The sequence below is a fragment of the Vibrio scophthalmi LMG 19158 genome (genome assembly GCF_000222585.1).
GTDB lineage: Bacteria > Pseudomonadota > Gammaproteobacteria > Enterobacterales > Vibrionaceae > Vibrio > Vibrio scophthalmi.
Window position 1 is genome coordinate 13,478 of sequence record NZ_AFWE01000229.1, and the last position, 26,363, is coordinate 39,840.

At 43.6% G+C, this 26,363-nt stretch carries 29 protein-coding genes; 21 read left to right on the top strand and 8 right to left on the bottom strand.

Annotated features, from left to right (window positions below):
• Nucleotides 1-115 precede the first annotated feature (115 nt).
• The 3 genes from RH88_RS22425 to RH88_RS22435 all read left to right on the top strand — a co-directional run bounded on the left by RH88_RS22425 (nucleotide 116) and on the right by RH88_RS22435 (nucleotide 4,928).
• A complete protein-coding gene (locus tag RH88_RS22425) occupies nucleotides 116-2,212 on the top strand; it encodes a tRNA(Met) cytidine acetyltransferase TmcA (protein ID WP_005600327.1) in 2,097 nt (698 codons plus the stop codon).
• 708 nt (nucleotides 2,213-2,920) lie between these two features.
• On the top strand, nucleotides 2,921-3,220 hold the full coding sequence (locus RH88_RS22430; protein WP_005600328.1) for an STAS domain-containing protein: 300 nt from the start codon (nucleotides 2,921-2,923) through the stop codon (nucleotides 3,218-3,220).
• Between the two features lie 10 nt (nucleotides 3,221-3,230).
• A complete protein-coding gene (locus RH88_RS22435; RefSeq protein WP_005600330.1) occupies nucleotides 3,231-4,928 on the top strand; it encodes a fused response regulator/phosphatase in 1,698 nt (565 codons plus the stop codon).
• A 129-nt stretch (nucleotides 4,929-5,057) separates the two neighbouring features.
• Here the strand turns inward: RH88_RS22435 and pflB are convergent, their stop codons facing one another.
• A complete protein-coding gene (pflB, locus tag RH88_RS22440) occupies nucleotides 5,058-7,355 on the bottom strand; it encodes a formate C-acetyltransferase (protein WP_005600332.1) in 2,298 nt (765 codons plus the stop codon).
• Nucleotides 7,356-7,657: 302 nt separating this feature from the next.
• Between pflB and RH88_RS22445 the strand changes: the two genes are divergently transcribed.
• From RH88_RS22445 to RH88_RS22465, 4 genes are all read left to right on the top strand, one after another.
• A complete protein-coding gene (locus RH88_RS22445; protein ID WP_005600335.1) occupies nucleotides 7,658-8,302 on the top strand; it encodes a recombinase family protein in 645 nt (214 codons plus the stop codon).
• Entirely contained in the window at nucleotides 8,299-9,483 is a 1,185-nt protein-coding gene (locus RH88_RS22450) for a multidrug effflux MFS transporter (protein WP_005600337.1), read from the top strand. Before RH88_RS22445 ends, RH88_RS22450 begins: the two co-directional genes overlap by 4 nt.
• 243 nt (nucleotides 9,484-9,726) lie before the next feature.
• Nucleotides 9,727-11,541: a cation:proton antiporter gene (locus tag RH88_RS22455; protein ID WP_005600339.1), complete on the top strand. Its 1,815-nt coding sequence runs from the start codon at nucleotides 9,727-9,729 to the stop codon at nucleotides 11,539-11,541.
• Between the two features lie 1,063 nt (nucleotides 11,542-12,604).
• A complete protein-coding gene (locus tag RH88_RS22465) occupies nucleotides 12,605-14,224 on the top strand; it encodes a methyl-accepting chemotaxis protein (RefSeq protein ID WP_005600340.1) in 1,620 nt (539 codons plus the stop codon).
• Nucleotides 14,225-14,261: 37 nt separating this feature from the next.
• Here the strand turns inward: RH88_RS22465 and RH88_RS22470 are convergent, their stop codons facing one another.
• On the bottom strand, nucleotides 14,262-14,708 hold the full coding sequence (locus tag RH88_RS22470; protein WP_005600342.1) for a GNAT family N-acetyltransferase: 447 nt from the start codon (nucleotides 14,706-14,708) through the stop codon (nucleotides 14,262-14,264).
• A gap of 431 nt (nucleotides 14,709-15,139) precedes the next feature.
• Here RH88_RS22470 and RH88_RS22475 point away from each other — a divergent pair, with 431 nt between their 5' ends.
• From RH88_RS22475 to RH88_RS22505, 7 genes are all read left to right on the top strand, one after another.
• A complete protein-coding gene (locus tag RH88_RS22475) occupies nucleotides 15,140-15,421 on the top strand; it encodes a hypothetical protein (protein WP_005600344.1) in 282 nt (93 codons plus the stop codon).
• 43 nt (nucleotides 15,422-15,464) lie between these two features.
• A complete protein-coding gene (locus RH88_RS22480) occupies nucleotides 15,465-15,833 on the top strand; it encodes a DUF4087 domain-containing protein (protein ID WP_005600346.1) in 369 nt (122 codons plus the stop codon).
• Nucleotides 15,834-15,900: 67 nt separating this feature from the next.
• Nucleotides 15,901-16,251 (top strand): hypothetical protein, encoded by a 351-nt coding sequence (locus tag RH88_RS22485; RefSeq protein ID WP_005600348.1) that lies wholly within the window; start codon nucleotides 15,901-15,903, stop codon nucleotides 16,249-16,251.
• 42 nt (nucleotides 16,252-16,293) lie between these two features.
• Nucleotides 16,294-16,710 carry a lysozyme inhibitor LprI family protein gene (locus tag RH88_RS22490; RefSeq protein WP_005600349.1) on the top strand — a complete coding sequence of 139 codons (417 nt, stop codon included), beginning with the start codon at nucleotides 16,294-16,296 and terminating at the stop codon, nucleotides 16,708-16,710.
• Between the two features lie 48 nt (nucleotides 16,711-16,758).
• The gene (locus RH88_RS22495; RefSeq protein WP_005600351.1) at nucleotides 16,759-17,184 is read left to right on the top strand and encodes a VOC family protein; all 426 of its coding nucleotides are present in this window, start codon (nucleotides 16,759-16,761) and stop codon (nucleotides 17,182-17,184) included.
• A 21-nt stretch (nucleotides 17,185-17,205) separates the two neighbouring features.
• Nucleotides 17,206-17,691 carry a hypothetical protein gene (locus tag RH88_RS22500; protein WP_241212217.1) on the top strand — a complete coding sequence of 162 codons (486 nt, stop codon included), beginning with the start codon at nucleotides 17,206-17,208 and terminating at the stop codon, nucleotides 17,689-17,691.
• A gap of 66 nt (nucleotides 17,692-17,757) precedes the next feature.
• Nucleotides 17,758-18,135, top strand: a complete 378-nt coding sequence (locus RH88_RS22505; RefSeq protein ID WP_005600355.1) for a DUF4087 domain-containing protein — start codon at nucleotides 17,758-17,760, stop codon at nucleotides 18,133-18,135.
• Between the two features lie 123 nt (nucleotides 18,136-18,258).
• Here RH88_RS22505 and RH88_RS22510 read toward each other — a convergent pair whose 3' ends face one another.
• Nucleotides 18,259-18,600, bottom strand: coding sequence for a thiamine-binding protein (locus RH88_RS22510; protein WP_005600356.1), 342 nt, complete (start codon nucleotides 18,598-18,600; stop codon nucleotides 18,259-18,261).
• A gap of 20 nt (nucleotides 18,601-18,620) precedes the next feature.
• Nucleotides 18,621-19,112: a peptidylprolyl isomerase gene (locus RH88_RS22515; RefSeq protein ID WP_005600358.1), complete on the bottom strand. Its 492-nt coding sequence runs from the start codon at nucleotides 19,110-19,112 to the stop codon at nucleotides 18,621-18,623.
• 252 nt (nucleotides 19,113-19,364) lie between these two features.
• Between RH88_RS22515 and RH88_RS22520 the strand changes: the two genes are divergently transcribed.
• Nucleotides 19,365-19,766 (top strand): NUDIX hydrolase, encoded by a 402-nt coding sequence (locus RH88_RS22520; protein WP_005600360.1) that lies wholly within the window; start codon nucleotides 19,365-19,367, stop codon nucleotides 19,764-19,766.
• 83 nt (nucleotides 19,767-19,849) lie between these two features.
• Here RH88_RS22520 and RH88_RS22525 read toward each other — a convergent pair whose 3' ends face one another.
• The gene (locus RH88_RS22525; protein ID WP_005600362.1) at nucleotides 19,850-20,311 is read right to left on the bottom strand and encodes a hypothetical protein; all 462 of its coding nucleotides are present in this window, start codon (nucleotides 20,309-20,311) and stop codon (nucleotides 19,850-19,852) included.
• Nucleotides 20,312-20,475: 164 nt separating this feature from the next.
• Here RH88_RS22525 and RH88_RS22530 point away from each other — a divergent pair, with 164 nt between their 5' ends.
• The 3 genes from RH88_RS22530 (at nucleotide 20,476) to RH88_RS22540 (ending at nucleotide 22,210) form a co-directional block, all read left to right on the top strand.
• Nucleotides 20,476-20,829: a hypothetical protein gene (locus tag RH88_RS22530; protein ID WP_005600364.1), complete on the top strand. Its 354-nt coding sequence runs from the start codon at nucleotides 20,476-20,478 to the stop codon at nucleotides 20,827-20,829.
• 201 nt (nucleotides 20,830-21,030) lie between these two features.
• Nucleotides 21,031-21,753, top strand: coding sequence for a hypothetical protein (locus RH88_RS22535; protein WP_005600365.1), 723 nt, complete (start codon nucleotides 21,031-21,033; stop codon nucleotides 21,751-21,753).
• A gap of 16 nt (nucleotides 21,754-21,769) precedes the next feature.
• The gene (locus RH88_RS22540) at nucleotides 21,770-22,210 is read left to right on the top strand and encodes a hypothetical protein (protein WP_241212218.1); all 441 of its coding nucleotides are present in this window, start codon (nucleotides 21,770-21,772) and stop codon (nucleotides 22,208-22,210) included.
• 75 nt (nucleotides 22,211-22,285) lie between these two features.
• On the opposite strand, the gene RH88_RS22545 is transcribed toward RH88_RS22540, so the two are convergent.
• Genes RH88_RS22545 through RH88_RS22555 form a run of 3 tightly spaced genes read right to left on the bottom strand, consistent with a single transcriptional unit; the run spans nucleotide 22,286 to nucleotide 24,589 of the window.
• Nucleotides 22,286-22,930: a lysophospholipid acyltransferase family protein gene (locus RH88_RS22545; RefSeq protein ID WP_005600369.1), complete on the bottom strand. Its 645-nt coding sequence runs from the start codon at nucleotides 22,928-22,930 to the stop codon at nucleotides 22,286-22,288.
• Nucleotides 22,931-22,938: 8 nt separating this feature from the next.
• On the bottom strand, nucleotides 22,939-23,871 hold the full coding sequence (locus RH88_RS22550; RefSeq protein WP_005600371.1) for a phosphatidate cytidylyltransferase: 933 nt from the start codon (nucleotides 23,869-23,871) through the stop codon (nucleotides 22,939-22,941).
• Nucleotides 23,864-24,589 (bottom strand): CDP-alcohol phosphatidyltransferase family protein, encoded by a 726-nt coding sequence (locus RH88_RS22555; RefSeq protein ID WP_005600373.1) that lies wholly within the window; start codon nucleotides 24,587-24,589, stop codon nucleotides 23,864-23,866. Before RH88_RS22555 ends, RH88_RS22550 begins: the two co-directional genes overlap by 8 nt.
• A 492-nt stretch (nucleotides 24,590-25,081) precedes the next feature.
• Between RH88_RS22555 and RH88_RS22560 the strand changes: the two genes are divergently transcribed.
• From RH88_RS22560 to RH88_RS22570, 3 genes are all read left to right on the top strand, one after another.
• On the top strand, nucleotides 25,082-25,441 hold the full coding sequence (locus RH88_RS22560) for a hypothetical protein (protein ID WP_005600375.1): 360 nt from the start codon (nucleotides 25,082-25,084) through the stop codon (nucleotides 25,439-25,441).
• Nucleotides 25,442-25,506: 65 nt separating this feature from the next.
• The gene (locus RH88_RS22565) at nucleotides 25,507-25,968 is read left to right on the top strand and encodes a hypothetical protein (protein WP_005600376.1); all 462 of its coding nucleotides are present in this window, start codon (nucleotides 25,507-25,509) and stop codon (nucleotides 25,966-25,968) included.
• On the top strand, nucleotides 25,965-26,354 hold the full coding sequence (locus RH88_RS22570; protein ID WP_005600377.1) for a hypothetical protein: 390 nt from the start codon (nucleotides 25,965-25,967) through the stop codon (nucleotides 26,352-26,354). The genes RH88_RS22565 and RH88_RS22570 overlap by 4 nt, the downstream gene beginning before the upstream one ends.
• Nucleotides 26,355-26,363: the final 9 nt, after the last annotated feature.

Here is a 26,363-nt window from a genome sequence, read left to right on the forward strand (position 1 = left end):
TTTATGTCTGGAGTTCAGATTTTTTTCGTGGGTAAATCGAGTTAATCGATCGGTAATAGCGAGAGTAGGGCATTAACAAGTATACTAATCGAAACTCTTTCTGACTGTTTGCGACATGAATTCTATTGAGCAATATTTCCAAGCGTTGTCGTCGTTGGCAACGCACCGCAATCATCGATCTGGTATCACGGTTAAAGGTGATGCTGATTGGCAGCAATCGATCGTTCAACTGGCCATAGCGGCTTATCCCGACCAGGTCTTCCAATTAGGAGGAGAGCCTCAAACGGGGGTTGAACGTTACCTGACTTACAATAAAGGACAACAATTTCTTGGGCAGGAATGTCGTTTGTTGTTGATTGATCTTCGTGATGGTTTTGACGCAAACAGCTTAACGTCGGCGCTGGGTACGGTACGTGGCGGCGGATTGGTTTTGTTTTTACTAAATCAACGCGTTTGTGATGATTTGAGTTATGCGTGGTTGGCAAGGGCATGCAGCCAATTTGCCTGTATTGAACAACATAAACCGCTGCCAGTTATTCCGGTAGAAGGAACTCTCCTATCCCCGGAAACGTCAATAACAGATGCTTTGAATCAAATGGAACAACAGAGCTTTGATTCTCATCGTTTAGGTTTGAAAAATCTCGCCCAACAAGACGAGGCAATCGAACGTATCATCAAGGTGGTGAGTGGCCATCGTCGTCGACCTTTAGTATTAACTGCCGATCGTGGTCGAGGGAAAACAAGTGCCCTTGGCATTGCGGCGGCACGGCTAATGCAAAGTAGGTTCTCGCAGAATAAAGCGATGCGTATCCTAGTTACTTCACCGGTTATTAAGAACCTTGCACCTTTGTTTGAACATGCACAGCGATTGTTGCCCGAAGCGCTGCGTACAAAGTTAGCCTTAACGTGGCATAACTCGGTTATCGAGTTTATCGCGCCGGATGAGCTGCTTCGTTGCAAGCCTAGTTGCGATTTATTGCTGGTCGATGAAGCTGCAGCGATTCCATTGCCGCTGCTATTTTCTATTGTTGAACATTATCATCGAGTGGTGTTCTCTACGACGATTCACGGTTATGAAGGGTGCGGACGTGGCTTTACATTGAAGTTCCAAACTTGGCTTCGTCAGCATAGACCCGGGGCGCACTTCTATCATATGGATCTGCCTATTCGCTGGGCAACGCAAGACCCACTTGAGCAATGGCAATATCAAACATTTTTGTTAGATGCCGAGTTGAGTGAGGTTGATGATGTAAGCGACGCAAATAGCCGCTTACGACTTTATGATCAGCAAGCTCTATTTTCATCCCCTCGCTTACTGCGTGAATGTTTTGCATTGTTGGTTAATGCCCATTATCAGACGACGCCGAACGATTTGATGTTGCTGCTCAGTGACGCTTCTATGAAGTTGTGGGCTCGATTTGAAGGGGAGGTTTGTGTTGGTTGCATCATTGGCGTTGAGGAAGGCGGATTATCAGCGGAATTGGTTGCACAGATTCGCCAAGGAAAACGCCGTCCTAAAGGGCAGCTAATAGCAACAACATTGGCCAACCATCTTGGATTAGATATTGCCGCACAAGTGCCAAGTTTGCGCATCATGCGTATTGCTGTGCACCCTGCATGGCAAAGTCGAGGTATTGGCTCATTGATGCTGACTGAGCTACAAAACAATCGTGATTACCAATTCTGTTCCACCAGCTATGGTGTTACCGATTCACTACTTCATTTTTGGTTGTCGAATGGTTATGTTGCGGTAAAGCTGGGAAGCCAGCGAGATCAAGCCAGCGGTTGCCATTCTTTGGCGATGGTTAAAGGGGCCGCCGAATGGATTGTGCAAGCTGAGAGTTTGTTTAATTCAAGTTTTGCTTATCAATTGAAAGATGCATTTAGGGAGATTGAACCCTCCTTAGTGGCGAGTCTACTCCGCCAAAGCAAAACCAATGATAGCTATCAGCAAAGTGAAGATGTATCTCGTCTTAAGTTCGCTTTGATTGAGAGCTACATTGGTGGCGGCACAAACTACGAAAATGTAGCGCCCTTTATTGAACAGGCATTACTTACCCAGGGGGCGAAAGTTGATTCAGCATTGTTGATTCGTAAAGTTATTCAGCAGTGGGGTTGGGAAGCGTGCGCTCAAGAGTTTGGGCTAGTTGGCAGAAAGCAAATAGAGCAAGCTCTGCGTGATGAACTGCAACGGTGGGTATCTAAGCTCTAGCGGTAGCGAAGTTTCCCCGCTCATCGATTTTCTTTCTCTGAATCCTTTCTTGTTCTTTCTATCTGTTATTTTACAGTGTAAATCATACCCTCGGATTTACACTGTAAAAGCCTGCTTTCATTCATATCACCGTGTGATGCAGATGGCCCTGTTTACAGTGTAAATTGAAGCTTAGCTTTACACTGTAAATTGTTTAGTCTTTAAAAAGAGTTTTATCATTAGTGCTATCAATTTTGCTAGGCGAGATTGAACTGCGTTTAGCTAATCCGTCAGACGGCCCAATGTCCTAAGGGGGATTGTGGTGAGAAATCTTAGCTCGATACGCGATCTAAACAGTTAAATCGTGACATGAGTTATTTGTTGTTCGACTGTTGGCGAATCGCTGAATCCTTCCTACACTCAACAATAAGCAATCAGTTTAATGTTGGCTAGACGAATCCAAACGACACAATTACGAGCTTCTCTTTGTTAAATCGAATTTATTTGATGACAACTTTCTTCCATCGTACGGCGTCTATGCCTCTTTGGTCGAGTGAGGACGGTGAATGAGTTTTGGATCCTCTATTTCGAAATGTCATTCAAACTCTCAATCTACTATCAAAATAATCGAGAGTGAGTCACAAGAGGCGAAAAGTTTCTTTGGGTGTCAGATTGGCAATGTCGTTAGCCAGCACTTGGTAACAGGTTAGGTCGTAAGGAGAGGGGCTTATGTCTGTAGAGACAGAGGTGAATCCGGATTCAAAGCATATTACAATTTTTGTTGAAGGGACGTTTGGATTTCACGTCATCCAAGAATTTAAGCGCTGCTATTCAGACAAACGCGATTATCGATTTACCGTAGACTTGCGTAAAGTCGATTACATTGATAGCGCTGGTTTGGGAATTTTGATCAACATGCATAACTATCTGGAGCAAAGTGACGGGGAGATCCAAATTACCAACACGCTGCCTCAAGTAAGAAAAGTTCTCGCTATCTCGCGATTCGATAGAAAATTTAGAATCACGTGAGGAGAATAAGATGCGTATTATGATAGTCGATGATCATGCTACCAACCGTGAGTTGTGCCGATTAATGCTCAGTCATATCACCTCACGAATTGATACGTTCGAGAGCGGCGTGGGTGTTGTTGAGTCGATGCGTGAAATGTCATTGCTGCCTGACGTCATTTTGTTAGATGTGATGATGCCTGAAAAAGATGGATTCACCACGGCCCAAGAGATTCGTCAGGCATTTCCCGATCACCATATCGCGATCATATTTTTGACCGTCCTCGATGACCATGACTCTTTCGAACGATGTTTAGCGCTTGGGGATGATTTTGTTTTGAAGCCGGTTGAGCGAAGTGTGTTACTTGCCAAAGTTCAAGCACACTTTCGTATTGTTCGGATGCACAATGAAGTGATTTCTCAGCGCGACGAACTGAGTCAGTTTCATGAGCAGGTGCGCTACGATTATGCCATGGCGGAATCGATCTTCTCTAACCTCAAAGAAGAAATGAGTTCTCAGGTCAAACATATCTTTGGCATTGATTATATATCGACCCCATCAACTATTTTTAACGGTGACTTGATTGTCGTTGCTAATCGTCCCCATGGGGGAGTGTACGTGATGATAGCCGATGCCACAGGTCATGGATTGCCAGCCGCTATCTCTGCCATTCCTGCAACTCGCGCTTTTTTCTCGATGGCTTTGAAAGGAATGTCTCTAGGAGAAATTGCCACTGAGTTGAATGAAGTATTAGGCCGCTTTTTACCGAGTGGAATGATGCTTGCTGCGACTATTTTTGAAGTTCGGGCGAATGGCTTCGAAGTTTCAATGTGGGGAGGGGGGTTACCCGATGGTTACATTCTTTCTGAAGACGGTAAGATCGTCAGAAGGTTGGTGTCTAAGCACATGCCGTTAGGTGTGCTGTCGAACAGTGAATTCGAAACCGATCTGATTCATCTCAAGCTCGAGCCGAATCAAAAAATTATCGCCTACACGGATGGCTTAACCGAAGCGGTCAATGAGAAAGGTGAATTATTTGGCCAGGACCGTCTCGAAGCGGCCCTACAGCGGGGGGATTCTGCCATCCCTAAATTGTATGAATCCGTCCGTCAGTTTTCTCACCGAACCACCGATGACGATTTATCGATCCTTTCTATGACTTTTCCTATTTCAACTAACCAAGAAGTGACGTCGACAAGTAACGCCAATGCCATTAGCCATATTAGCACGCAGTCGACGCTACGCTTCTCTTCTGAAGTGATTAAGAGTGTCAGTTTGATGACTGACGTGCGTCGCTACCTTATGGGGTTAATCAATGATGGCACGCATTTGGATTTGGTCTGTTCGGTGTTGGCTGAACTATTATCGAATGCCATTGACCACGGTTTATTGAATCTTGATTCAAGCATTAAAGAACAACCGGATGGTTTCTTTCTCTTTTATCAGTTAAGAGAAGATAAATTGACCGAGCTCGATAGGGATGCATGGATTCGTCTTGATCTCGATTTCGATCCTGACAAGAGCCAATTATTGATGATGGTCGAGCACAATGGTGAAGGCTTCGAATTTCAAGGTGCGCAGACATTGAGTGATAACAGTCTGACTTATGGACGGGGGATTGTACTAGCATCAGAGCTATGCGAATCACTTGAATATACTAAGCAAGGAAAAAAAGTGACGGCTTTGTATCAGTTTACCTCACCGCATAATTTTCCACGTAGTCACTAATCCCAGTGGCGTTTCAATTTACACTGTAAAATGAAAAGTGAGAGGCAAAAGCCTCTCACTTTCTAGTTTAGCCGTTCACAATGAAAGTGGCCGTTTAGTCACTATCACTCTCGCATCTAACTTATTAGTTTAGATTCGGTCGGTAAAAGTTCGGCTGATCACATCTTGTTGCTGTTCACGAGTCAGAGAGTTGAATCGAACCGCATAGCCAGAAACACGAATAGTCAGTTGAGGGTATTTATCAGGGTTCTCAACCGCATCCAGTAACATCTCACGATTTAACACATTGACGTTTAGGTGTTGTCCACCTTCAATGTTATTCACTCCTTCGTTGCTTTCATGGTGGAAGTAACCATCCATGAGGGCGGCTAAGTTCACTTTCTGGTTTAGCTCATTTTTACCTAGTGCGCTAGGCACGATAGAGAAGGTGTAAGAGATGCCATCTTTAGCGTAGGCAAACGGCAGTTTAGCAACTGAAGCGAGTGAGGCCACTGCGCCTTTTTCATCTCGTCCATGCATAGGGTTAGCACCTGGCCCAAATGGCATGCCAGCACGACGTCCATCAGGAGTATTCCCTGTCTTTTTGCCATACACGACGTTTGATGTGATGGTCAAAATAGACTGGGTAGGTTCAGCCTCTCGATAGGTGTGTTTTTGTTGAATCTTTTTCATAAAGCGTTCAACAAGATCACAGGCGATATCGTCCACTCGCGAATCGTTGTTACCAAATTTCGGATAATCACCCTCGATATTAAAATCGATCGCGATACCTTGTTCATTACGAATTGGTGTGACTTTTGCGTATTTGATTGCGGCTAACGAATCGGCGACAACTGATAACCCAGCAATACCGCAAGCCATAGTACGGTGAACGTCGCGGTCCATTAATGCCATCAACGATGCTTCATAGCTGTAACGGTCATGTGAGTAATGGATAATGTTTAAAGCCGTCACATATTGAGTGGCCAGCCAATCTAGCATCTCATCAAAGCGAGGCATGATGCGTGCGTAATCCAATACTTCATCGTCGATGCGAGGCACTTGTGGCCCAACTTGGGTAATGGTTTTTTCGTCGACGCCACCATTGATGGTATAAAGCAGTGCCTTGGCAAGGTTCGCGCGAGCCCCAAAAAACTGCATATGCTTGCCAACAACTTGAGGACTAACACAACAGGCGATAGCGTAATCATCGTTATCGAAGTCCGGGCGCATTAAGTCATCATTTTCGTATTGAATCGAAGAGGTATCGATAGAGACTTTGGCTGCGTACTGTTTGAAAGCTGCCGGTAATTGCTCAGACCATAGAATGGTCATATTCGGCTCGGGAGCAGGTCCCATGGTATGCAGTGTATGTAGATAACGGAAAGTGGTTTTGCTTACTAGAGTTCGGCCATCGACACCCATACCCGCCATTGCTTCTGTTGCCCAGATTGGGTCGCCAGAAAACAATGAATCGTATTCAGGTGTACGTAAAAATCGAACCATGCGTAGCTTCATGATGAAGTGATCAATCAGCTCTTGGGCTTGTTTCTCATCAATTAGCCCCAGTTCGATATCTCGCTCAATATAAATATCGAGGAAGGTTGATGTGCGACCTAGAGACATCGCTGCGCCATTTTGAGACTTAACGGCAGCAAGGTAGCCAAAGTAGGTGAATTGAATCGCTTGTTGCGCTGTGCGCGCAGGTGACGACATATCAATACCGTACTTTAAACCCATCTGACGAATGTCTTCTAATGCACGAATTTGGTCAGTAATTTCTTCACGTAGGCGCAGGGTCTTTTCAAGATCTTGCCCGTTTTCTAGTTGTGCTTGAGTTGAATCCAGTTGCGATTTTTTATCGGCTTTAAGGAAATTGATGCCATAAAGTGCAAGGCGGCGATAGTCGCCAATGATACGGCCACGGCCATACGCATCGGGTAGGCCAGTAATGATGCCAGATTTACGACAAGCTTTAATCTCTTTGGTATAAAGATCGAATGCCGCTTGGTTGTGGGTTTTTCGATATTCAGTGAATGTCTTTTCGATGGAGGGATCAAGCTCGCGGCCATACACTTCACACGATGTTTTCACCATGCGAATACCGCCGTTGGCGATAATACCGCGTTTTAAAGGTTTGTCAGTTTGGAGGCCAACGATGGTCTCAAGGTTTTGATCGATGTAACCGGCGTCATGGGAGATGATGGTTGAAACGACGTCAGTATCAAAGTCGACAGGAGCGTGAGTACGACTTTCTTGTTTAATACCTTCTAATACTTGTTCCCATAATTGCAGTGTTGAATCACTTGCTTCGGCAAGAAATGATTCATCACCTTCATAAGGGGTATAGTTTTTCTGAATGAAATCACGCGTATTAACATCGGTCTGCCAATCACCGGCTGTAAAACCGTGCCAAGCTTCTATCATATCTGTCGTTGGGATAGTCATAGGACCTCCTAAAGTATTGACAATTATTAAGTATCGATTAATTGATCGAACTGTTGTTCGTTTAAAATCATCATAGGCGGCTGAGTTTGTGAGTAAAGTGCATTGTTTTTATAAATTACATGCATTTTATACATATATATTAAGATCAATAATTTATAGATGAAGTTAGCGAGAGCTACGCTAAATAAAGTTGATGTTATTTCGAGGGGTGGTTCATTTGGTGTTGAAATAAATAATGAACCACTGCATTATGAACTAATACACTAAATGAGCCTGTTGTTCTTACCCAGTATGGAGAGGTTATGGCCAGTTATATCTACACTCGTTTCTCACCCAAAAATCGTGCATATCGAGATCAACTTGAGCAATTAACCCAGTTTGCCCCAAACGCTGTGCATATTGAGGACCGAGTTCATGGCTTTGTTCCTCCCCTTGAAAGGGCGGAGTTTAGTGCACTAGCGACTCGTCTTCATTCTGGAGATACGCTGGTTATCTGGTGGTTAACAGTTTTTGGCCGTGATTTTAATCAAGCGGCGAATACTGTGACTCAGCTTCTTGAACAAGGAGTCACCATCAAACTGCTTTGCGAACCACTTTGTTTTGAACCCAATTCAGAACAAAGTCGAATTTTACTCTCGCTGCTTTCAGGTTATGACAAGGTGCAAACTCAGCATCGATTGTTTGCTGCTGAACAAGGAAGACAAGCGCTCAAGGACAACCCCGAGGTGTGGCAGCAGAAATTTCGCGGTCGACCTGCCAATAAAGAGAAGCATAAACGTATTGCAATGAAACTGTTACAGGGTCACTCAATTAGGCATGTAGCGGAGCTTTGTTCAGTGAGTGAATCAACAGTCAAACGAGTCAAAGCAAAATTGCAGCAATTTGATGCTGAAGGCGGTTTAACTGCACGTGGAAATAATCCATGGACAGAGGGTGAAAAGAAATGAACCAACCTTTTTCTTTTCGTTCTATTTTATTAGCGTGCTTGATTATCAGTATTGGTCAATTGAGCATGGGTCTCGTTTTTCCCTCGTTGCCGTGGATTGCAAAAGATTTCGCGATTTCACTTGAGCAAGCTCAGTTGTTGGTTAGTGTCTACTTATTGGGCTTTGGCCCTTCGCAATTTCTTTATGGACCAATTTCGGATGCGCTTGGGCGCAAGAAAGTCTTATTGACGGGATTGCTCATTGCGATGTTGGGTCTGTTGATGATCATTTTCTTCAGCCAAACTTTTACCGCGATGGTCGCAGGGCGTTTTTTACAGGGATTGGGCACGGGTTGTTGTGCGGTGTTAGCACGCGCCTCGACTCGAGATCGCTTTAATGGACCGGAGTTACCTGTCGCGATGTCTTATATCGCTATGGCGGCGTCGATAACACCATTGTTTGCCCCCGTCATTGGTGGTTTTATCAATTTTCATTTTGGCTGGAGCATGGTGTTTATCTCCTTGCTGGGTTATGTCTCTATCGCTTGGGTCATTATTACCGTTCGCTTTAAAGAAACGGTGACCGAGTATTCGAAAGTGCCTTCAGCGAAAAAAATGTTGCGCCAATATCGCGATCTGTTGGCATCACGCTATTTTGTTAGTTTTGCCAGTATCAGTTGGCTTAATTTCAGTTTGATGATCACGACCGTTTCGGTGATGCCATTTATCATGCAAAACCAAATTGGCATGACATCCGATCAATATGCAATGTGGGCGATCATTCCTGCGCTTGGCATGCTAGCGGGTACCAGTATTTGTAATCGGGTCAGGCCACTTATCGGCAGCAAGAAAATGCTACTCTGCACACCAGTACTGCATCTTAGCGCCGCATTGTGGCTATTCTTCTGCCCAGTAGAACCACTTTATCTGATGCTCGGCCAGCTGTTGATGATCTTGGGTAACGGCATTGCACTGCCATGTGCTCAAGCGATGGTGATGCAACCGTTCAAGCGTCACGCGGGGGCCGCTGCTGCAATGTCTGGCGGTGGACAAATGGTTGTCTCGTCATTAGTGAGTATGCTGTTAGTCCAACTTGGCTTGAGTCATGCTTGGCACCTTTCGCTGGTAATTGTTCTTTTTGCTGTGATTACATTCACCAATATTGTGCGGGGTTTCAATAGCCCCGAGCCCCAAATTGACTAACTAGCGATTTAGATTAAAACGTCGCGACTTAGATCCTCGCTATTCTTACAACGCTACTTCGATTCGTCGTGGTAGCGTTTTTTTATATTCTTTTCTAGTTAAAAATAGGCAAGACAGAGACTTAGATTGCTATTTTTGATTGTTGATGGCGAAAAAATCAACAACATCACTTATATTTTCCTTAGTTGATAGAAATGGCGTATTCGCCGCTCATCAAGGATGAGTTCATATAAGGTGCAAGGAATGCAAATCGGTAACGAAGCGCTGGTTTTAGCGGCGGTAGGGGTTGTTGGTTTAGGTTGTCAGTGGCTTGCATGGCGGTTACGTTTGCCTGCCATCTTGTTTTTGTTATTAGCGGGGATTGTTCTCGGCCCCATCTTACAGTTGTTCGATCCTGATGCCGTATTGGGTAACCTACTTTTTCCTTTAGTTTCACTCGCGGTAGCGGTGATCTTGTTTGAAGGTAGTTTGACGCTCAATTTCAAACAGATCAAAGCGGTAAGTGGCTCTGTTTGGAGCATTGTCTCGATTGGTGCATTGGTTTCTTGGCTATTGACCAGCGTCGCGACGCATTATCTTCTTGGCTTTGAATGGCAATTGGCCATTTTGTTTGCCAGCCTAACGGTGGTAACGGGGCCGACGGTTATCGTGCCGCTGTTAAGAACGGTGCGACCGAATGCCAAATTGGCCAATATCTTACGTTGGGAAGGGATTCTTATTGATCCCATCGGCGCACTTTTTGTGGTGATGGTGTATGAATTTATTGTTTCTCATAGCGCGGTTAACAGTGTTGAGGTCTTTATTACTCTAATTGCGGTAGGAGTGGGCTTTGGTATCGCCTCAGGCGCAGCTGTCGCGACGGCGCTACGCAGAGCATGGCTACCGGAATACTTACAACCTTTTGCGGTGCTCATGATTGTATTAGGCGTGTTTGCGATTTCTAACCATATTGAATCGGAAGCGGGCCTACTGACGGTTACGGTAATGGGCATGTGGTTGGCGAATGCAAAGGGGATCAATCTGCAACAAATCCTCCATTTCAAAGAACACCTTACGATCCTACTCATCACTGGATTATTTATTTTCTTAGCCGCTCGTATTCATTTAGATGATTTTGCCGCTCTAGGCGTTGCTTCAGTGCTGTTGTTTGTCTTTATGCAGCTTGTCTCTCGTCCAGTCTCTATTTTCCTCTCTACGATGCGTAGCGGGCTTTCTTTACGTGAAAAGCTGTTTCTGTCTTGGGTTGCCCCGCGCGGGATTGTGGCTGCGTCTATTTCATCCCTGTTTGCTATTAAGTTGATGGAGTACGGGATAAGTGAAGCGGTGTTGCTGGTGCCTTTAACGTTTATGGTGATCATTGGTACCGTTGTTCTGCAAAGTGCTACCGCACGACCAATGGCACTGGCGCTCGACGTAGCAGAAGCCAAGCCGCGTGGTTTTTTGTTGATTGGCGCTAACCGAGTTGCCCAGGAAATAGGCCAAGCATTGGTTCGTTATGATCGTCGTGTTTTATTGACTGATTCAAATTGGGATTACATCAGCCAGGTGCGAATGCAGGGAATGGAGGGCTATTATGGCAATCCGATTTCGAGCCATGCTGAGGACAATCTCAACTTGATCGGTATTGGCCAAGTGGTCGCACTTACCTCAGATCAACATTTCAACATGATGGCTTGTATGCAGTTCGTGACGGATTTTGGTGAAGATAAGGTCCATTGCTTACAGAAAACCATACGTAGCGAGAAACCCTCCAGTGAGAAGCATACGGTGTCTGCACAATATCATGGGCAATTGCTGATGGGAGGGAACGTCAGTTACAGCCAATTGGCCAGTTTACTCAGCCAAGGCGCGGAAATTCGTCACACCAAGTTAAGTGATAGCTTCAGTTATGCTGATTATCTTGAATTTCACAAACATAACTTTGTGCAACCGCTATTTTATGTCGCTGATAATGATCAGATCCATTTTTGTGATGATCCTGAACACTTCTTGCCAGCCAATGGGTGTACGGTTATCGCGTTGATCCGCGAAAGTGACACGATCAGAGATCAAGACTAACGTGATCCTGTGCTTTTTTATTGGCTGTAACGCCTAGATCTTCAGTTTGAGTGGATGAAAAGTAAGTGGTGTCCCTATGTTTTACTGATGATCTTGTAAATGTGGTGGCGATTTTATCTACTATCGCCACCATATCCCAATGAGTCAATTTCCTCTTTTTCTTATCGGGTTTTGATTGTTTTTTCACGGGGTGGAGTAAAAGGTAAACGCATTTTGCCTTGAATTTGTACGCGCGTTGTTTCTTTAGACAAAGCTGACGGAGAGGTTGAGGCTTGCTATTGGCTAATAGAGCGTCGTTATAGCCCCTAATTTGCGTTGGTTAAACGTGAAAATTAAGAGTAGATTCAAACCAGAAAGATCATCATTGCTTTGATCTTATTGAATCCTTTGTTTAATGACATCAGTCGATCATTTTGCTGCGATCTCAACACCGAACGATAAATTAATCTAGGCCTTTACTTTGAATGAGATCCTTGACTCAACGGGGGGTTTTAGTTGGGAGATATCGTTTTTAGAGGTATAGGAGATGGAGAGATTGAACGATATGAAAGATCCATTTTGAAACTATGCCTTGGTAAGTAGGGTCAGCTTAAATTATAAATTTAGTTGATTGTTTATTTTCTATTTTTGAATTTAGATTCAAGATAAAGCCTTAGAGACATTCACACTTATCTTTTGAGTGTATATTTTTTCATTTAATTAAAGTTAATAATGAGTAGCACTTGTAAGGAATGATGGTTGATATCTTTATTTGTTAACATAATAAACTGTTTACATTTCTATAAAGCTACTCTCTAAATTAGTCGTATTTTTCCTACTCATTGAGAATTACCATTTAATTTTTGCATGTTAAGTCGCCACTTGTAAATTTCAATTCAGTAAGTTACTTAATAAGTGCCTAAAAAAGCACTCACAACGTTAACCAATCGTGTTGATAAATATTATTTGATGAAGAATATTAAAGCATGTTCATAGTATGTGCATCTTTGATTACATTCTGTAACACTTGGAAATGTTTTGTATTTTTGAGTGCAACTATTTTCTGCTGGGGGGCAAAAATTAAATGTTGAATAATATTTCAATTAGAAATTTGGTGTTGATACCTGTATTTATGATGGGGATTTGTATTGCGGCAACAACGGCGTTTTCATTATCAAAAATAAGATCTAATGTGGATGAACTCAACAATGAGTTTATGTTTATTATTGGCGAGGAAGAACTTGTTGCCAAGGTTATTGAGGACACCTATAAGATTCGTATAATTTTGACAACATCGTCGTTTGTTCATAATGAAAATTATGATTCTGATGTGAATGCTTGGCAACAAAATATTACGGAGAGCGTTATTGCACTCTCGCAATCGCAACATACTAAAACATTGGCCGATTCGCTTTTAAAAGCCATAGAAAACTATGGATATTTTGCTAAAAACCTTTATCTAAAAAAGTCTCAATATGAAGCGGGATTGCTCTCTGAGCAGGAGTGGCAAGCTTTTGATAAAGACGCAACCATCGCTGGAAATGCAATGGTATCAGCTTCTTTTGAATTGAGTGACTTTATTAAGGGTTATGCGCAACAACAGATAGATGGTTCATATACAACATTGACGGATCTGATTTTTTACAGTTCCGTGCTTTGCTTGATTATTTTTTCATCGATTTCATTGTTGTCTTTGTTTTTGTCCAAGCAGATTGTCAAGCCTATATTGAATGCACAGAATAATATCAATCGGATGTCTAACGGTAATCTCATTGATATTGATTTGGACTGTAATGGTACCAATGAAGTCTTCCTGCTCAACAATGATTTGGAAAAAACGTGTGTTAATTTATCTTCAACAATTAAAAACCTATTAATTGTCGGAGAGGAAGTCGCCGCAGCGTCAACAGAGCTTTCTACCATAATGGAAGAATCAGAGCACAATGTGCATAAAGAAAATAATGAAGTTCTATTAGTTGCATCGGCGATCAATGAGTTATCTAGTACCGCTGATAATGTGAGAGATAATGCGGTTTTGGCTGATGAAAAATCACGCCAAATTGAAGAAATCACCGAAAAAGGTGTTGCTATTTTCAACGAAAGTTACAGCGCTAACAAAGATGTTAGTGATAGCCTCTCGGAAATGGCAGGCATTGTTTCTTCTGTAAAACACCAGTCCGATAAGATCAGTACGGTTATTGATGTAATACGTTCGATCTCAGATCAAACCAATTTGTTAGCACTCAATGCCGCAATTGAAGCGGCGAGAGCCGGAGAATCCGGACGTGGTTTTGCTGTCGTCGCTGATGAAGTCCGTATGCTAGCGAAGAGAACATCGGATTCGACAACCGAAATTCAATCAATTATTGAAGAGCTACAAGATCATTCAGAGAAAGCAGATAGTCGTATGGATCAATGTTTACAATTGGTCAATAAAAATCAAGAACTTACTCATGAAGTTAATTCAGCATTAAAATCCATTGCGTCTGCAATGACAGAGATAACTGAAATCAACACATTGGTTGCGACCGCTTCCGAAGAGCAATCTCAAGTCACCATGGAGCTGAACACGAATATCAATAATATCTCTGAGATTATTAACCTTAACGCGACGGGGGTAACTCAAAGTGTCAGTGCAGCAAGGCAGCTCTCAGAGTTGGCTGAAACTCAGAAAAATCAATTGTCTTTCTTTGCGGTAAATTAGCAAATAGCATGGGGCATCCAGTGCCATTCACTATAACCTATGCCCGCTGTAAGCTCATCGGAACGAAGCGGATTCCATTGCACTCTGCTTCTTCTCCGTTAGCCTCAAAACCTTGGGAGTGATAGAAGCTAACGGCATTTACTGACGATCGCAGTGTTATCGTTTCTGCCGTCGTTGAGTGGAGTAGGTGTGCAAGTAACTGTCCACCAATGCCTTTACCTTGGGCTGATTTGGCAACGAAAAGGTGAGTTAAGTAGTTGCCATCTCTTAAAGCGGCAAAACCCACTAGATGGTCATTGAGGATTGCTTTGATGGTGGTGAAGTTCGGGGTAGCAAAGGTTGCTTCAATCCCTGGTAGCACCACTCGTTGGTATTCATGTTGGCCTTGTGCGTTCAGCAAGGGTAAAACATCACTTTGAGATACATTTGATACCAGTGCTTTTACCGCAGTAAGATCATGCTTTGTGACGCGCTTAAATTCCATTTTTCACTATATCCTTGTCCAGTTGGCTTTAGGTTCTCTTCCAGCAAAGCTCAATGTTGATCATTGCTGAATCTAACCTAGCGGAGTGGATAGTTTGATGGCAAGCGATATCTACGACAATGTTGAAAGCTCAAATCACTCATGTTTAAAATTTGATTCCCCGTTAAGTCTCTACTCTTAAGTACTTATCCTTAAGCACCTATCCTTAAGCACGGATAAGAGTCATAAACACCCACCGAAGATACGAACTTTACAATGTAAATAGCGGCGAATAGGCAGACTAAAAGCGTGGTGGGTAGAGAGGTACAAGCGATTTGTTTTGTCTCGACGAAGCAATATCTTGCTAGCGTCATAGAATCGAACGTTACACGTTGTTATAAAAGAAATAAAAGCACATTATTGCTGCCTGATCGAGCATTTAGGATTCAGGTATGAACTTAGATAAAGCCAAGAAACGCATTGCCAAACAAGTGAATAAAGGCTTCAAAGGTTATCCTCAAATTACGTTGGCTTATTATGGCCAAGATGAGGAGTGCGCGAGTGAAGTTGAGATCCAATTTATCCAAGCTGAAGGTGACGCACCACAAGAGCAACGTTTTTGCAGTGACACTGACGTAAGGGAAAGCGAATTGATCCAAACCACTTTGTTAAAAATCATTGAAAGAGCCAGCGTAAACTCGGTTATTGAAGTGGCAGGCGTCGCTATTCGTTAACTGGCGAGTGATATTCGCTTATTTAAAAAGAACAAAACCTGCTATGAAGTTTAAATTTATGCTGTGCGCATTGCTATTGCCCCTTAGTCTTCACGCGGCGGAAAATCGTTGTGGCTGGGTGCTAAATCCAACCCCACATAATGTCTGGTTACACGACCGTGATGGCACTTGGACAATCTCTATGATGGGTGATTACCTAGAAGAAACCCCGTCGCTATATCGGTTTTCTGAAGCCTTTGCAGATGAAAGCCAAGTGGTGAGAAATAATGGTGTTTATGGTTATGCTTGCGCTTGTATGAAGGTGGATGTTGATAAAGAGCGTGAACGTATCACCAAGATCTACCAAGTGAACCAGTTAAGTCTAAAACGTTGTCAAGATGACCGTGCCATCGCGGATTATGTCTTGGATTAAGCGGGTTATGTTTTGGACTGACAGATCGCGATGTAATCGTGCTGATAAATAAGGGTCGAGTACCGTAATGAAGAAGATAGCGATTGCGTTCGCGCTTTTTTTTAGTGCATTTTCGTATGCTGATGTATTAGAAACCAAAAACTACACCATCTCTATCGAGATCAACTGTGATCAAGGGGAGATGCTGTGTAACGATGTCTCTTACCTTGGTGTTTCAAAAAAATCGCAAAATCAGATCCAACTGAAAGGGAAAACCGTGCATACCATCTGTGCCGATGGCGTAACACCTTGTACCTTTTTAGGTTATCTATTCCAAAATGGCGCGGTGGAATATTTTGTGAGTGTTCATGGTGACTTGAGAGTCACTAATGCTAATGGTGATACGCTGTTACAAGAGTCCGGTGAGTGGCAATATTAAATGCGAAGCTTGCTGATAACGATGGGCAAAATCTTTTAGGGAATGCAATTGAAAAAAGTGGTGATGTGCCTTTCAGTGGCGCTGTTTAGTATATCGGCATTCTGTGCTGAACCATCTTCTGATGAGATGGAAGATCCATGTACAGTTGCGGGCGGTGGGGCGATGGCTGGGTATTTATGCGTAGAGCAAAAAATGCAAGTGGCCGATAAAGCGTTGAATACCAGTTACCAACAAGCAATTAAAAGAATTACGGCGGAAGAAGAATGGGCCAACGCAGAGTTAATTGAACCATTTCGAGCAGCACAAAGAGCGTGGTTAAAATTTCGTGATACCGAATGTGAATTTTATGGCCTCTCTACGGGAGCCAATGGTGGCTGGACTGGCGTACAAATTGAAGAGTGCAAACTGGCAATGACCGAAGAGCGCACGAAATACTTCAATAGCGTCTTTTACCTTTAATTGTTGTCGCTGTAATTTCGCCACCTCTTGCCTGTAAGGGAAGTATTAATGGAAATAAGCCATCTTGATCATCTAGTGATCACCGTAAAAGATATCCCAACCACGATCAATTTCTATCAAAACGTATTGGGCATGAGTGTGGTGGAATTTGGCGCAGGCCGTTTTGCATTGGCTTTTGGTCTGCAAAAGATCAACTTGCACCAACACGGGCAAGAATTTGAACCGAAAGCTGAGTTAGTGCAAGTGGGCAGCAGCGATTTGTGCTTTATTACCAAAACCAGATTGATGGATGTGGTTACTCATATCGAGCAACAAGGTGTGGCGATTATCGAAGGGCCGATAGAGCGTACTGGTGCGATGGGTAAAATAGTGTCGATTTATATTCGCGATCCGGACGGTAATCTGATTGAGCTATCTAATTATTTACACCACGGTAAGGATTCGCGTGATGGCAATAATGAGCCGTCGAAATAATCAACTCAAAGTAGTGAATTGATGAATACAATAATAAAAGTGTGCATGCCACTTGGTTTTGCGTTTCTACCGTTAACGACTGCGGCGGAAAGTTTATGTCCGGCAACCGAACAAGCGGTCTTTTCGTGTGAGATTGGCACTAAGGCAGTGGCTGCGTGTGTGGCTGAAGATGGCAAGGTGAGTTACCGCTATGGCACGCAAACCAAGCTTGAGTTACAACTCGATGAGCCTGTGTTAAGCACTAGTGGTTGCTCTGGTGGTGGAACATCTCGGCTTCGTTTTGCTAACGGTGATTACAGCTATATCGTTTATGACGTGATGTGTAACGCAGAAAAAATTGGTCCTGCTCAATGGCGTAAAACCGATTATGCCGGTTTGATGGTATTGAAAGGTAATAAATTACTCGCCAATAAAGAATGCACTGACTATTCCGCCGGAATCCTTGGGGTTAATACCAGCAAATTGCGCCATGTGAAGAAAGAAGAATATAACTATGAGTTGCTCTAGTCCTATGGTGATGTGCGTGATGATTGAAACAGTAACCTGGTAAAACAGAGTAAAAAGGACGTTGTAATGAGGGTTTTGGCTTTAGGTTTGGTTGTACTGGCTTCATGCCAAGTGGGGGCGGCAGAGATGCGTTGTGGTTGGTTTGATAATTCGACCCCGGGTAATATGTCATTATTGGATCGTGACGGTAGCTGGAACATTTCCGTGCAAGGTGGTGAAGCGGTTGATGATGACTCTATGGCGATTGTTAGCCAAGTCACCGAGAACCAAGATGAGTTTGTACGGACTAATCGCAACAATGGTTTTAGCTGCGTCTGTTTAACGGTAGATAGCGATATAGAGAGTTTTACGATTGTAAAAATTCATCAAGCGAAACAATTGTTGTTAAAGCAATGTTTGGAAGATATCCATATTACCCCACACATTCCATTGCCGTTTAAATAACCAAACAGCCGCCAAGAGCGATGAACGTTATTGATGATCATCGATCTTGGTAACAAAGCTCTTTTATTCAATCGCTTAGCTAGTTATAAACTGGGCTATTGATAAACTGAGCCATTTATAAATTTAGCTATTCACAAACATGTGATTGGCTTTGGTGACGCCGCGATCATAGGTGCAAAACGTATCGGTTGCGGCTTCGGTTTTGCTGTGGATCTTGATGTTGGTGATCACTTCCAGTGCGCCCGCGTCATAACACGCTTGTTGAGCGTTTTTCACGATCTCAAGTAAATGATTTAGCTCACCTTTCATGGTGGTTTCCATTGCACCCACTTGGTATGGCACATTGGCGGCTTTGACCACCTCAATCGCTTTATCAACCACTTCAAAGTTATTGCCCTCTTTAAGGCGAGGGATCACTTGGAAAGCGACAAATACATCTTTGACGATAGGATTTTGAACGGACATGTCTCTTTATCTCACCTGGATTATTTGATGGTTACTTTAGTGATCGTAATGGTATCAAGCGGCACATCATCGTGGCCTTTCTTGGTGCCAGTGAGAACCTTGCCAATGTTATTTACAACGTCCATCCCAGCAGAGACTTTACCAAATACCGCGTAGCCCCAACCTTGATTGGTGGTACCAGTATGGTCAAGGAAATCGTTGTCATCTAGGTTGATGAAAAACTGAGCCGTAGCCGAATGCGGAGCATCAGTGCGAGCCATCGCAATTGAACCGATGGTGTTTTTTAAGCCGCGATTTGCTTCATTGACGATAGGATCTCGGGTCTCTTTTTCACGCATATCTTCCGTATGGCCGCCACCTTGGATCATAAACCCGTCGATAACACGGTGGAAAATCGTGCCTTCATAAAACCCATCTTCACAGTATTTTAGAAAGTTCTTTGAACTGACAGGGGCTCTCTCCATGTTTAGTTCAATCTCAATATCACCAAAATTAGTGGTAAAAACAATCATGTATTGGCTCTTATAGTGTTGGGGTAGATAATCTCAATCTTAATCAATTCTTGTTGATTACGGATGCCGAATCTCTTCGTGATCAAGATTGGTATGGGCAGTTTTTGAAGTATACGCATTATCGCGCTGAGATACTCGTACTGCGTGGTGATTCACACATAGTTGGTGAGCGAGTAACTTAATCAAAAAGGTGTGATAACACCAATACATTGTTAAAATTCAAATCATTAAAAATTCTTGTTGAGGTGATCAGTGACTAAAGTGATTGATAAATTAGCATGGTTCCATGTGCGTGATGGCAAGGTGCTTGCGGTGCGTTCACGAGGAAAAGAGTTGTTCTATCTGCCCGGTGGTAAACGTGAACAAGGCGAAAGCGATGAGCAAGCGCTGGTTCGTGAAATTAAAGAAGAATTGGCGGTCGATCTGCATCCAAGCAGTATCAAGTATGCAGAGACGTTTACCGCTCAAGCCGATGGTAAAGCGGAGGGGGTTTCAGTTCAGCTTACCTGTTATTTCGCCGATTTTAGCGGTGAGATGAGCCCTGAAGCTGAAATTGAAGAGCTGAAGTTGGTCGCAATGGAAGATAAATCGGTCTGCTCATTGGCGTTGCTAGTGGCAATGGATTGGCTGGTAGAACAACAATTGATTGGCTAGAACCGTCAACTTGTTATAAGAACAGACGCTGGCTGTCTGTTCTTGCTTGGTGTTGATTTTAATCGGATTACGGATAGGGCGTTTTAGGATTTAGTACAATTTACCTTACGTTGAAACTCTGCTCGCCCCTGAACTTCTTTCTCTAATCGCGCTTCGAAGTGCGACCAAATTTCCACCATCCGTGTTTTATAACCTTGGTATTGCGCATCGGCACACGCCGCGTAGTGCTGTGGTTGATCCAATAAGTTCGCTCGCACTTGTGGACGAAACGGATCGTTAGCATTGGCTAAAAATCGTTGGTAGCGAGTTTCATACGCGCGGAAATTATCGATAAATAAGTCGTTACCAATATATTGATCAAGTTTGAGGGTACTGCGGCCTTGATATCCATCATTAAAACACCCTCTGATCAGCAATTCTTGCTTTGAGGGTGAGGGTTGTTCTGACAATGGCTGTTCTGACGACTGAGTAGGCTGTTGTTCGGCCAGTGCATGGCCAGTGAATCCAGTCAGTAATAGCAAGGCTAATGGTAAAGGGTTCATCATAGTAGCGAGTATTTTATTCCGTTGATAGCAATTCAGAGATTGTAACTGAGCGATTAAGTGCGCATTTACTGATTTGACACAGTTACGAGTGAGCCCCAATTTATGAGATTATTGTTTGTATCGTTTGCCTTTCAATGGGCGTTTAAAAATAGAGGGAATGATTAATGAAATACGCTTGTTGCGCCGTTGCCATTATATTATTGAGCAGCATGTTAAGCACTAACGTGAGCGCTGGCTGTGGCCTACTGAGCACTCAGTGTTTGGTGATAAAACAAGGCCAAGAAAGCACTGAATCATGCGAGATTACCCTGTGTGCCAATACCAACGAGTACATTGCTGATTGGGCGTTGGCTAATGGTGGTTCGGTTTCGGAACGCTCAGATAGCGAATCACGCCAGATTAAGGTCAATGATCAGCCCGGTATGTCATTGCCAGAAAGTATTTTAAAATCAGGACTCACCTGTTACACCACTGATGACTCCCAAGTAATCTATTGTGGCAAAGAGGTGTGGTTGTAGTGAAAGTCGCTGCGTTTGTGCAAAAAATTAAAACACAGTTCTAGCTATATTGTTGTAATTACATACTATTGCTGCCTTACCGAGATGACAGATCAACGTATTCTGGTGCTGCAAAAGCTTCAGATCTAAGATCTTCCTCTGTTCCATACAGATAAAAAATTGTCTTTTCGATCATTGTTAACTATTTCGGAAGCCCGATAAATGAACAAGTGTTGTACTGCTATCTCAGTGTTGTTAGTCAGTGGTTTTACGTCGTTTTGTTACGCGCAATCAGATTTGGTTGTGTTCGAATTTTCGCCAATTAGCAGCGAAAAATACCAAGCTTTAGTTCAAAATAAAGTGGCATACGCTCAGCCGAAACTGGTCGAAATAAAAGATTCGAAGAGTGCTTATGCAATGCTCGGCAAGCGCATCAATGTTACCCAAGAGCCAGTGGAGAACGCAGATTGGATTCGAGAAACTCTGAATATTTACAACACGAAAGGTGAGAGTCTCTATCAGCTTGAAGACTTTGAGACCTGTGGTTTTGAAGCTTTCTATCCGCAAGAGCAGTTACTTTCTTTTGTTTGTGGTCATGAATCTGATTGGCTGGTTTCAACTCTTACGGGTGAAGAGATAGAGGAAAACCCACAAGATCGTGAGACTTCGCCTGATGGTCGTCATCGCATCAGTGGTTACTATAACGGCCAAGAATCAAGCGCGTTTTTACAGAGCTATGATGAAGGTCAATGGCGTACGCCGGAAGTGACGATTCGCTTATCACCAACCGTTGAACTAAAGCCTGAACAAGAACCTTATCGTCAAGAATGGTTGTTTGCTTTGATGGGAGAAAAGCACTGGCTTAGCAATGATCGTTGGATCTTCTACAGTCACAGTTATGATCAGTATTTTGATATGCGAATGGTTGATACACAGCATGATTAGTCGTGGTTTGTTTGCTGTGAAAAAGACGTTTGTAGTCGGTCTAATTTCTTTATCGGCGTTCGCAGTAAGTCCTTCAGTTTTCGCTAATACGTTGTTTTATTGCCAGACTCAAAGTGGTAAACAAGTCGAAGTGCAAGATTTTGGCACTGTTATCCATTATCGATTTGGTGAAAAGCTGGTGGAAGCCGAATTGCAACTGACGGTTTCTCGCGATCTAGCGTCTACCTATCAATGGATTGGAGCAGGTTCAAACGAGTATTACTCTGTTTCAATACCTAATCCATCCGCGCAAAACGCGATTGTTTATCGGGTATTTACGTCACGAGAGCGCAAGCCTGATGGCAAAATGGAATCGGGGATTGATGTGCTTTCTCAGGGTAAAATAATGGCAACGATTTTGTGCCAGAATGAGAGCGTTTACGAACAACTAATCGGTGTCGATCTGCCAGCGGAATAACCGCGCATATTAAACGAGAAAAGGGCGCGATTGGATAATTCAATCGCGCCCTTTTTTGTTATGCTTGGCGAACGTTTATTCTTCGTAGTGAGTCACAATGCACGCTTGTGCTAACTGTTGGTATTGTGCCTGCATAGTCATCAGAAACTCATCCGCATCGGTAAATTTCTCAATCGGTGCTCCCAGTACCACATCACAGTTAAAGGGGACAAACATCGCCGTGCCTTTGGGTAGCGCTCGGCCCAATCCGCGCATCACCACCGGAATGACAGGGCAGGCCTGATGCTCGTTAACCAAGTGATATATCCCTTTCTTTAGTCCGCTCATGGTTTCAGGTTCGCCACGGCTACCTTCCGGAAAGATGATCAAGATGTCGCCTTGATTAAGCGCTTTATGGCACTCATCAAACACTGCGTGACGATCACTTTTACTGGGTGAGCGATGGATGGGAATGATGCCCAATACATTGAGTGATAGCCACGCTGAGATTTTGTTTTTGAGAAAGTAATCCGCCGCCGCTACAGGGCGCACTTTGTGCACCATACTGATGGGAAACAGCGCCAACAGCACCAAGGTATCGAGATGACTGTTGTGATTGGCAGCCACCACCATTGGGCCGTTGAGCGGCAGGTTCTGCCGATTAATGATGTTAAGGCCTAAGCCAACAAACACGAGTGGCTTTACAAACAGTAAGACGAACAGAATTTTGAATATCTTCATGTCGTGCCCTAGTAGTAAAGATAATAAATGTAATGGAAGAACAGCGGCGCGGTAAACATCAAGCTATCAATACGATCCAAAATACCGCCATGGCCAGGGATAAACTGGCTGGTATCTTTGATTTGTAAGTCGCGTTTGACCGACGAAATCACCAAATCACCAATAAAGCCACTGAAGGCAATGATCATTCCTGCCACCAGTCCCTGCACAGAGGTAAGCGGTGTTAGATATGGGGCCACAAAATAGCTGGTGATGATGATAGTAGCCGCACCACCTATAAAGCCTTCCCAGGTTTTATTCGGACTGACCTTCGGTACAATTTTGTGTTTGCCAAAGCTCTTACCCCATACGTATTGGCAAACATCATTAAACTGAGTGAAGACCAATAAGAACAGCAGCATGCCCATCGACCCTGCCTCTGGATTCTTGCTCGGTAATACCAATAGATAGGCCATGTGGCTGACGCAAAATACCGTCAGCATCAACGCCCAGTGAATGATGCCTGCCGAGCGGATAAAACCTTTGGTATCACCAATCAACACCGCAACCATCGGAAGATAGAGGAACATGTAGACTGGAATAAAGATGATGTACATGCCATACCAGCCGATCGACAACCAATAGTATTGGAATGGGATCGAGAGATAAGCCCAGAAGATCACGCGTCGATCTGTCATGCGAGTTGGTACGATGGAGAGGAACTCTTTTAGCGCCATAAAACTTAAGAAGGCGACAAAGATCAGCGTGTATTGGGTAGGTAGATAGAGCACGACAAAGACGATACCGATCATCCACCACCAAGAGCGAATGCGCAGTTTTAGTTCGTGGTAATCCTTGGTTGGATTACGGCGTGATAAATAGAGATAAACCAAGGTGCCAATCACGAGTATGAGCGTGATGGCTGCCATCATATGCAGCGAATGAATTGGGATACTAGTCATGTGCTTTCTCGTTCAATGGTTCGCTTAACGGCTCACTGGCGGCGACTGACGCGGCTTGTGCTTGTTGCTCTTTGGTATTGAAAATAAACGCCAGCCGACGCCAACAGGTAAAGGCGCACCCGATCACCATGGTTGCCAGTGCGATGTCCATCAGATAAAGCCCAACATTTGGCAGCAAATCAAACCATTGGTTAATCGCCATCACTAATAGCGTCACGGTGAGGAGTGCCATTCGATGTTGTTTGGCCATTGGCCCGCGAAAATCGGCCGGGCAATCCATGCTGACTCCCAATACGCGAATATAAGCTGACAGTACCGCCAGTAGTGCTGCAACCCAAGCTAGTGGCATGGCAAACGCGGAGTAGGCCACCAGACCTGCTGCAACTATCAATAGTGGATCAGCGATGCGATCCGGCACATCGTTAAACAGCTCTCCTGCTGGGGTTTTCTTACCGCCTTCTACTGCGACCATGCCATCGAAAAGATTGCACAGTAAACGCATTTGAATCATAAGAGCAAACAACACCAACCAAACTGGCGCAGGCCAGAAGTAATAACCAGCCGAAAAAGCGAAGCCAACCGCGGCAAAGACAATACTCATGAGCGAGATTTGGTTAGGGGTGATGTTTTTTTGGCTCAGCCAAACAGCAATACGTTTGGTGATAGAAATATTACGCACTGCGAGAGGGCGGCGATTAGACTCTTCTTGATTTTCCATGCAGCCAATGTCCTTGAATGAATTTGGTTGCATTATAACGACTCTGCGCCATTAATGAATAATGTAATAACAGTTTGATTTGTCACCATTCAAACTGCGTGTGACCTGTCAAATTCCGTCTACCTTGTCTGCTCTATTTGTGTAAAACAATCAAAATAAGCAATGGATTTTACCTAGTTATTGGGCCGATAAATGCATTTCAAGTGTGGCAAGATTGTTTGTGTTCATCAAGAGTTCTATCGCAAGCGTTTGCAAAGCGTGCCTGCTCCACAACATTAAGAAAAACAAGCATTTTGTTTTAACAATATGGCGCGAGATGTATATCAAAAGAGTATGATTTATAGCGAGTGAGGTGAACCTTTTATGAGTGTATCCCTCAAACCAGTCGGCTTACGTTACGGTTATTTAACCAATAGGGTGAGCACAAGTTGTTATTGGTTTCAGGCTTATAGTGAATTGCGAGATAGGCCTTTTGCTCTAGGAAGTAGATTGATGAAAACGTCGCTTTTTTACCACTGCCCAAAATGTGCCGCAGACACCGTTCTGTCGGTAAAACATATCGATAAGATTGGCGGAGATGGTTGTTTTAATTGCCATTCCTGCAATGAGGTGTTGCGCTTAAGTGATCAAGGCATGAAAGTGCTCAATGGTCGACGAGCGGAACTAAAAACGTTGGCACCTTATCAGGCTGGTGGCCTTTTGATGTTAGTGGCTGCCACTGCGATTCATTTCTTGGATGGTATGGCCGCAGATACGTTATTGCTTTGCTATATCATTGCAGTGACGGCAATCTTGAAAGCACACTCTACGTTTTTCCTCGACTCTCACCTTGTATTTCATGAGAACGCCTAGCGCTCGCGCTCAAGGGCTTGAATCATAGTCGTGCTCTCTATTGAGAATAAATTAATTCGAATGATATGAAGTTTAAAATTGCCGATAAATTTGTAAAGCATAAATACCGAGGCCCGATTTTCATCGCCTTATTGTGGCCGGTACTGATTTCCGCTGGGTCTATATTACTTGGCGGAACCATTCCTCTGGAACCTGTTTTCTACGCGTTCTGTTTTTCTTGCTTTGCCGCTTTGCTTAATTTTCGTGGTGGCCATGCCTTTAGAAAGTACGCCGCGCAACATAGCGTAGAGATCACCCCTGAAGGGATGATTTCTCATGAACCTGATACCACAGAAACGATGCCATGGGGTAACGTAAAAAGCGTTATCGTCAAAGGTTCTTCGCAAAGGATCAAATCGTTAAAATTACTCACTAATAATGGTGCGAGTGCCGATCTATCTCGATACACAGATCTGGAGTTACTATGCACAGAGTTAGAAAAATACGTCGCCGCCGAACAATGGCAATATCGTGGATACAAAAAATGAATAAGGTTGGATTAATCAGTTACTGGCTTGTTTGCCTATATGTTATTTCGCAACTGGCGTTGATGAATGAATGGCTCATCTTTGTTGATCTATTGTCATTGACCACGGTTTTAGCTCCGACTATTGCAGCTTGGTTTATCAGGAATAATAGCTCGGCAAGTGACCGTGTAACTTTGTGTGTTAAAGTTTGCTGGTTAAGTGGTGGTTTCATGTTCGTTTATGGCCTAATTTCACTGCTGAGTAATTTCCACAATGATGCCATTGCAATGGCTGCGGGCTTGAGCGTTGCGCTGATCCCTATTATTTACGCCATGATGATAAGTTTACTGTTGGCGCCATTCACATTCCATTCTTGTCATTCTGTGGCGGGTAAACAGGTCGATTAAGGAAAATTG

Bases quoted from the DNA above. Each gene is read 5' to 3' on its own strand.
- RH88_RS22425 (WP_005600327.1), top strand. From the start codon at position 116: ATGAATTCTATTGAGCAATATTTCCAAGCGTTGTCGTCGTTGGCAACG.
- RH88_RS22430 (WP_005600328.1), top strand. From the start codon at position 2,921: ATGTCTGTAGAGACAGAGGTGAATCCGGATTCAAAGCATATTACAATT.
- RH88_RS22435 (WP_005600330.1), top strand. From the start codon at position 3,231: ATGCGTATTATGATAGTCGATGATCATGCTACCAACCGTGAGTTGTGC.
- pflB (WP_005600332.1), bottom strand. From the start codon at position 7,355: ATGACTATCCCAACGACAGATATGATAGAAGCTTGGCACGGTTTTACA.
- RH88_RS22445 (WP_005600335.1), top strand. From the start codon at position 7,658: ATGGCCAGTTATATCTACACTCGTTTCTCACCCAAAAATCGTGCATAT.
- RH88_RS22450 (WP_005600337.1), top strand. From the start codon at position 8,299: ATGAACCAACCTTTTTCTTTTCGTTCTATTTTATTAGCGTGCTTGATT.
- RH88_RS22455 (WP_005600339.1), top strand. From the start codon at position 9,727: ATGCAAATCGGTAACGAAGCGCTGGTTTTAGCGGCGGTAGGGGTTGTT.
- RH88_RS22465 (WP_005600340.1), top strand. From the start codon at position 12,605: ATGTTGAATAATATTTCAATTAGAAATTTGGTGTTGATACCTGTATTT.
- RH88_RS22470 (WP_005600342.1), bottom strand. From the start codon at position 14,708: ATGGAATTTAAGCGCGTCACAAAGCATGATCTTACTGCGGTAAAAGCA.
- RH88_RS22475 (WP_005600344.1), top strand. From the start codon at position 15,140: ATGAACTTAGATAAAGCCAAGAAACGCATTGCCAAACAAGTGAATAAA.
- RH88_RS22480 (WP_005600346.1), top strand. From the start codon at position 15,465: ATGAAGTTTAAATTTATGCTGTGCGCATTGCTATTGCCCCTTAGTCTT.
- RH88_RS22485 (WP_005600348.1), top strand. From the start codon at position 15,901: ATGAAGAAGATAGCGATTGCGTTCGCGCTTTTTTTTAGTGCATTTTCG.
- RH88_RS22490 (WP_005600349.1), top strand. From the start codon at position 16,294: ATGCAATTGAAAAAAGTGGTGATGTGCCTTTCAGTGGCGCTGTTTAGT.
- RH88_RS22495 (WP_005600351.1), top strand. From the start codon at position 16,759: ATGGAAATAAGCCATCTTGATCATCTAGTGATCACCGTAAAAGATATC.
- RH88_RS22500 (WP_241212217.1), top strand. From the start codon at position 17,206: ATGAATACAATAATAAAAGTGTGCATGCCACTTGGTTTTGCGTTTCTA.
- RH88_RS22505 (WP_005600355.1), top strand. From the start codon at position 17,758: ATGAGGGTTTTGGCTTTAGGTTTGGTTGTACTGGCTTCATGCCAAGTG.
- RH88_RS22510 (WP_005600356.1), bottom strand. From the start codon at position 18,600: ATGTCCGTTCAAAATCCTATCGTCAAAGATGTATTTGTCGCTTTCCAA.
- RH88_RS22515 (WP_005600358.1), bottom strand. From the start codon at position 19,112: ATGATTGTTTTTACCACTAATTTTGGTGATATTGAGATTGAACTAAAC.
- RH88_RS22525 (WP_005600362.1), bottom strand. From the start codon at position 20,311: ATGATGAACCCTTTACCATTAGCCTTGCTATTACTGACTGGATTCACT.
- RH88_RS22530 (WP_005600364.1), top strand. From the start codon at position 20,476: ATGAAATACGCTTGTTGCGCCGTTGCCATTATATTATTGAGCAGCATG.
- RH88_RS22535 (WP_005600365.1), top strand. From the start codon at position 21,031: ATGAACAAGTGTTGTACTGCTATCTCAGTGTTGTTAGTCAGTGGTTTT.
- RH88_RS22545 (WP_005600369.1), bottom strand. From the start codon at position 22,930: ATGAAGATATTCAAAATTCTGTTCGTCTTACTGTTTGTAAAGCCACTC.
- RH88_RS22550 (WP_005600371.1), bottom strand. From the start codon at position 23,871: ATGACTAGTATCCCAATTCATTCGCTGCATATGATGGCAGCCATCACG.
- RH88_RS22555 (WP_005600373.1), bottom strand. From the start codon at position 24,589: ATGGAAAATCAAGAAGAGTCTAATCGCCGCCCTCTCGCAGTGCGTAAT.
- RH88_RS22560 (WP_005600375.1), top strand. From the start codon at position 25,082: ATGAAAACGTCGCTTTTTTACCACTGCCCAAAATGTGCCGCAGACACC.
- RH88_RS22565 (WP_005600376.1), top strand. From the start codon at position 25,507: ATGAAGTTTAAAATTGCCGATAAATTTGTAAAGCATAAATACCGAGGC.
- RH88_RS22570 (WP_005600377.1), top strand. From the start codon at position 25,965: ATGAATAAGGTTGGATTAATCAGTTACTGGCTTGTTTGCCTATATGTT.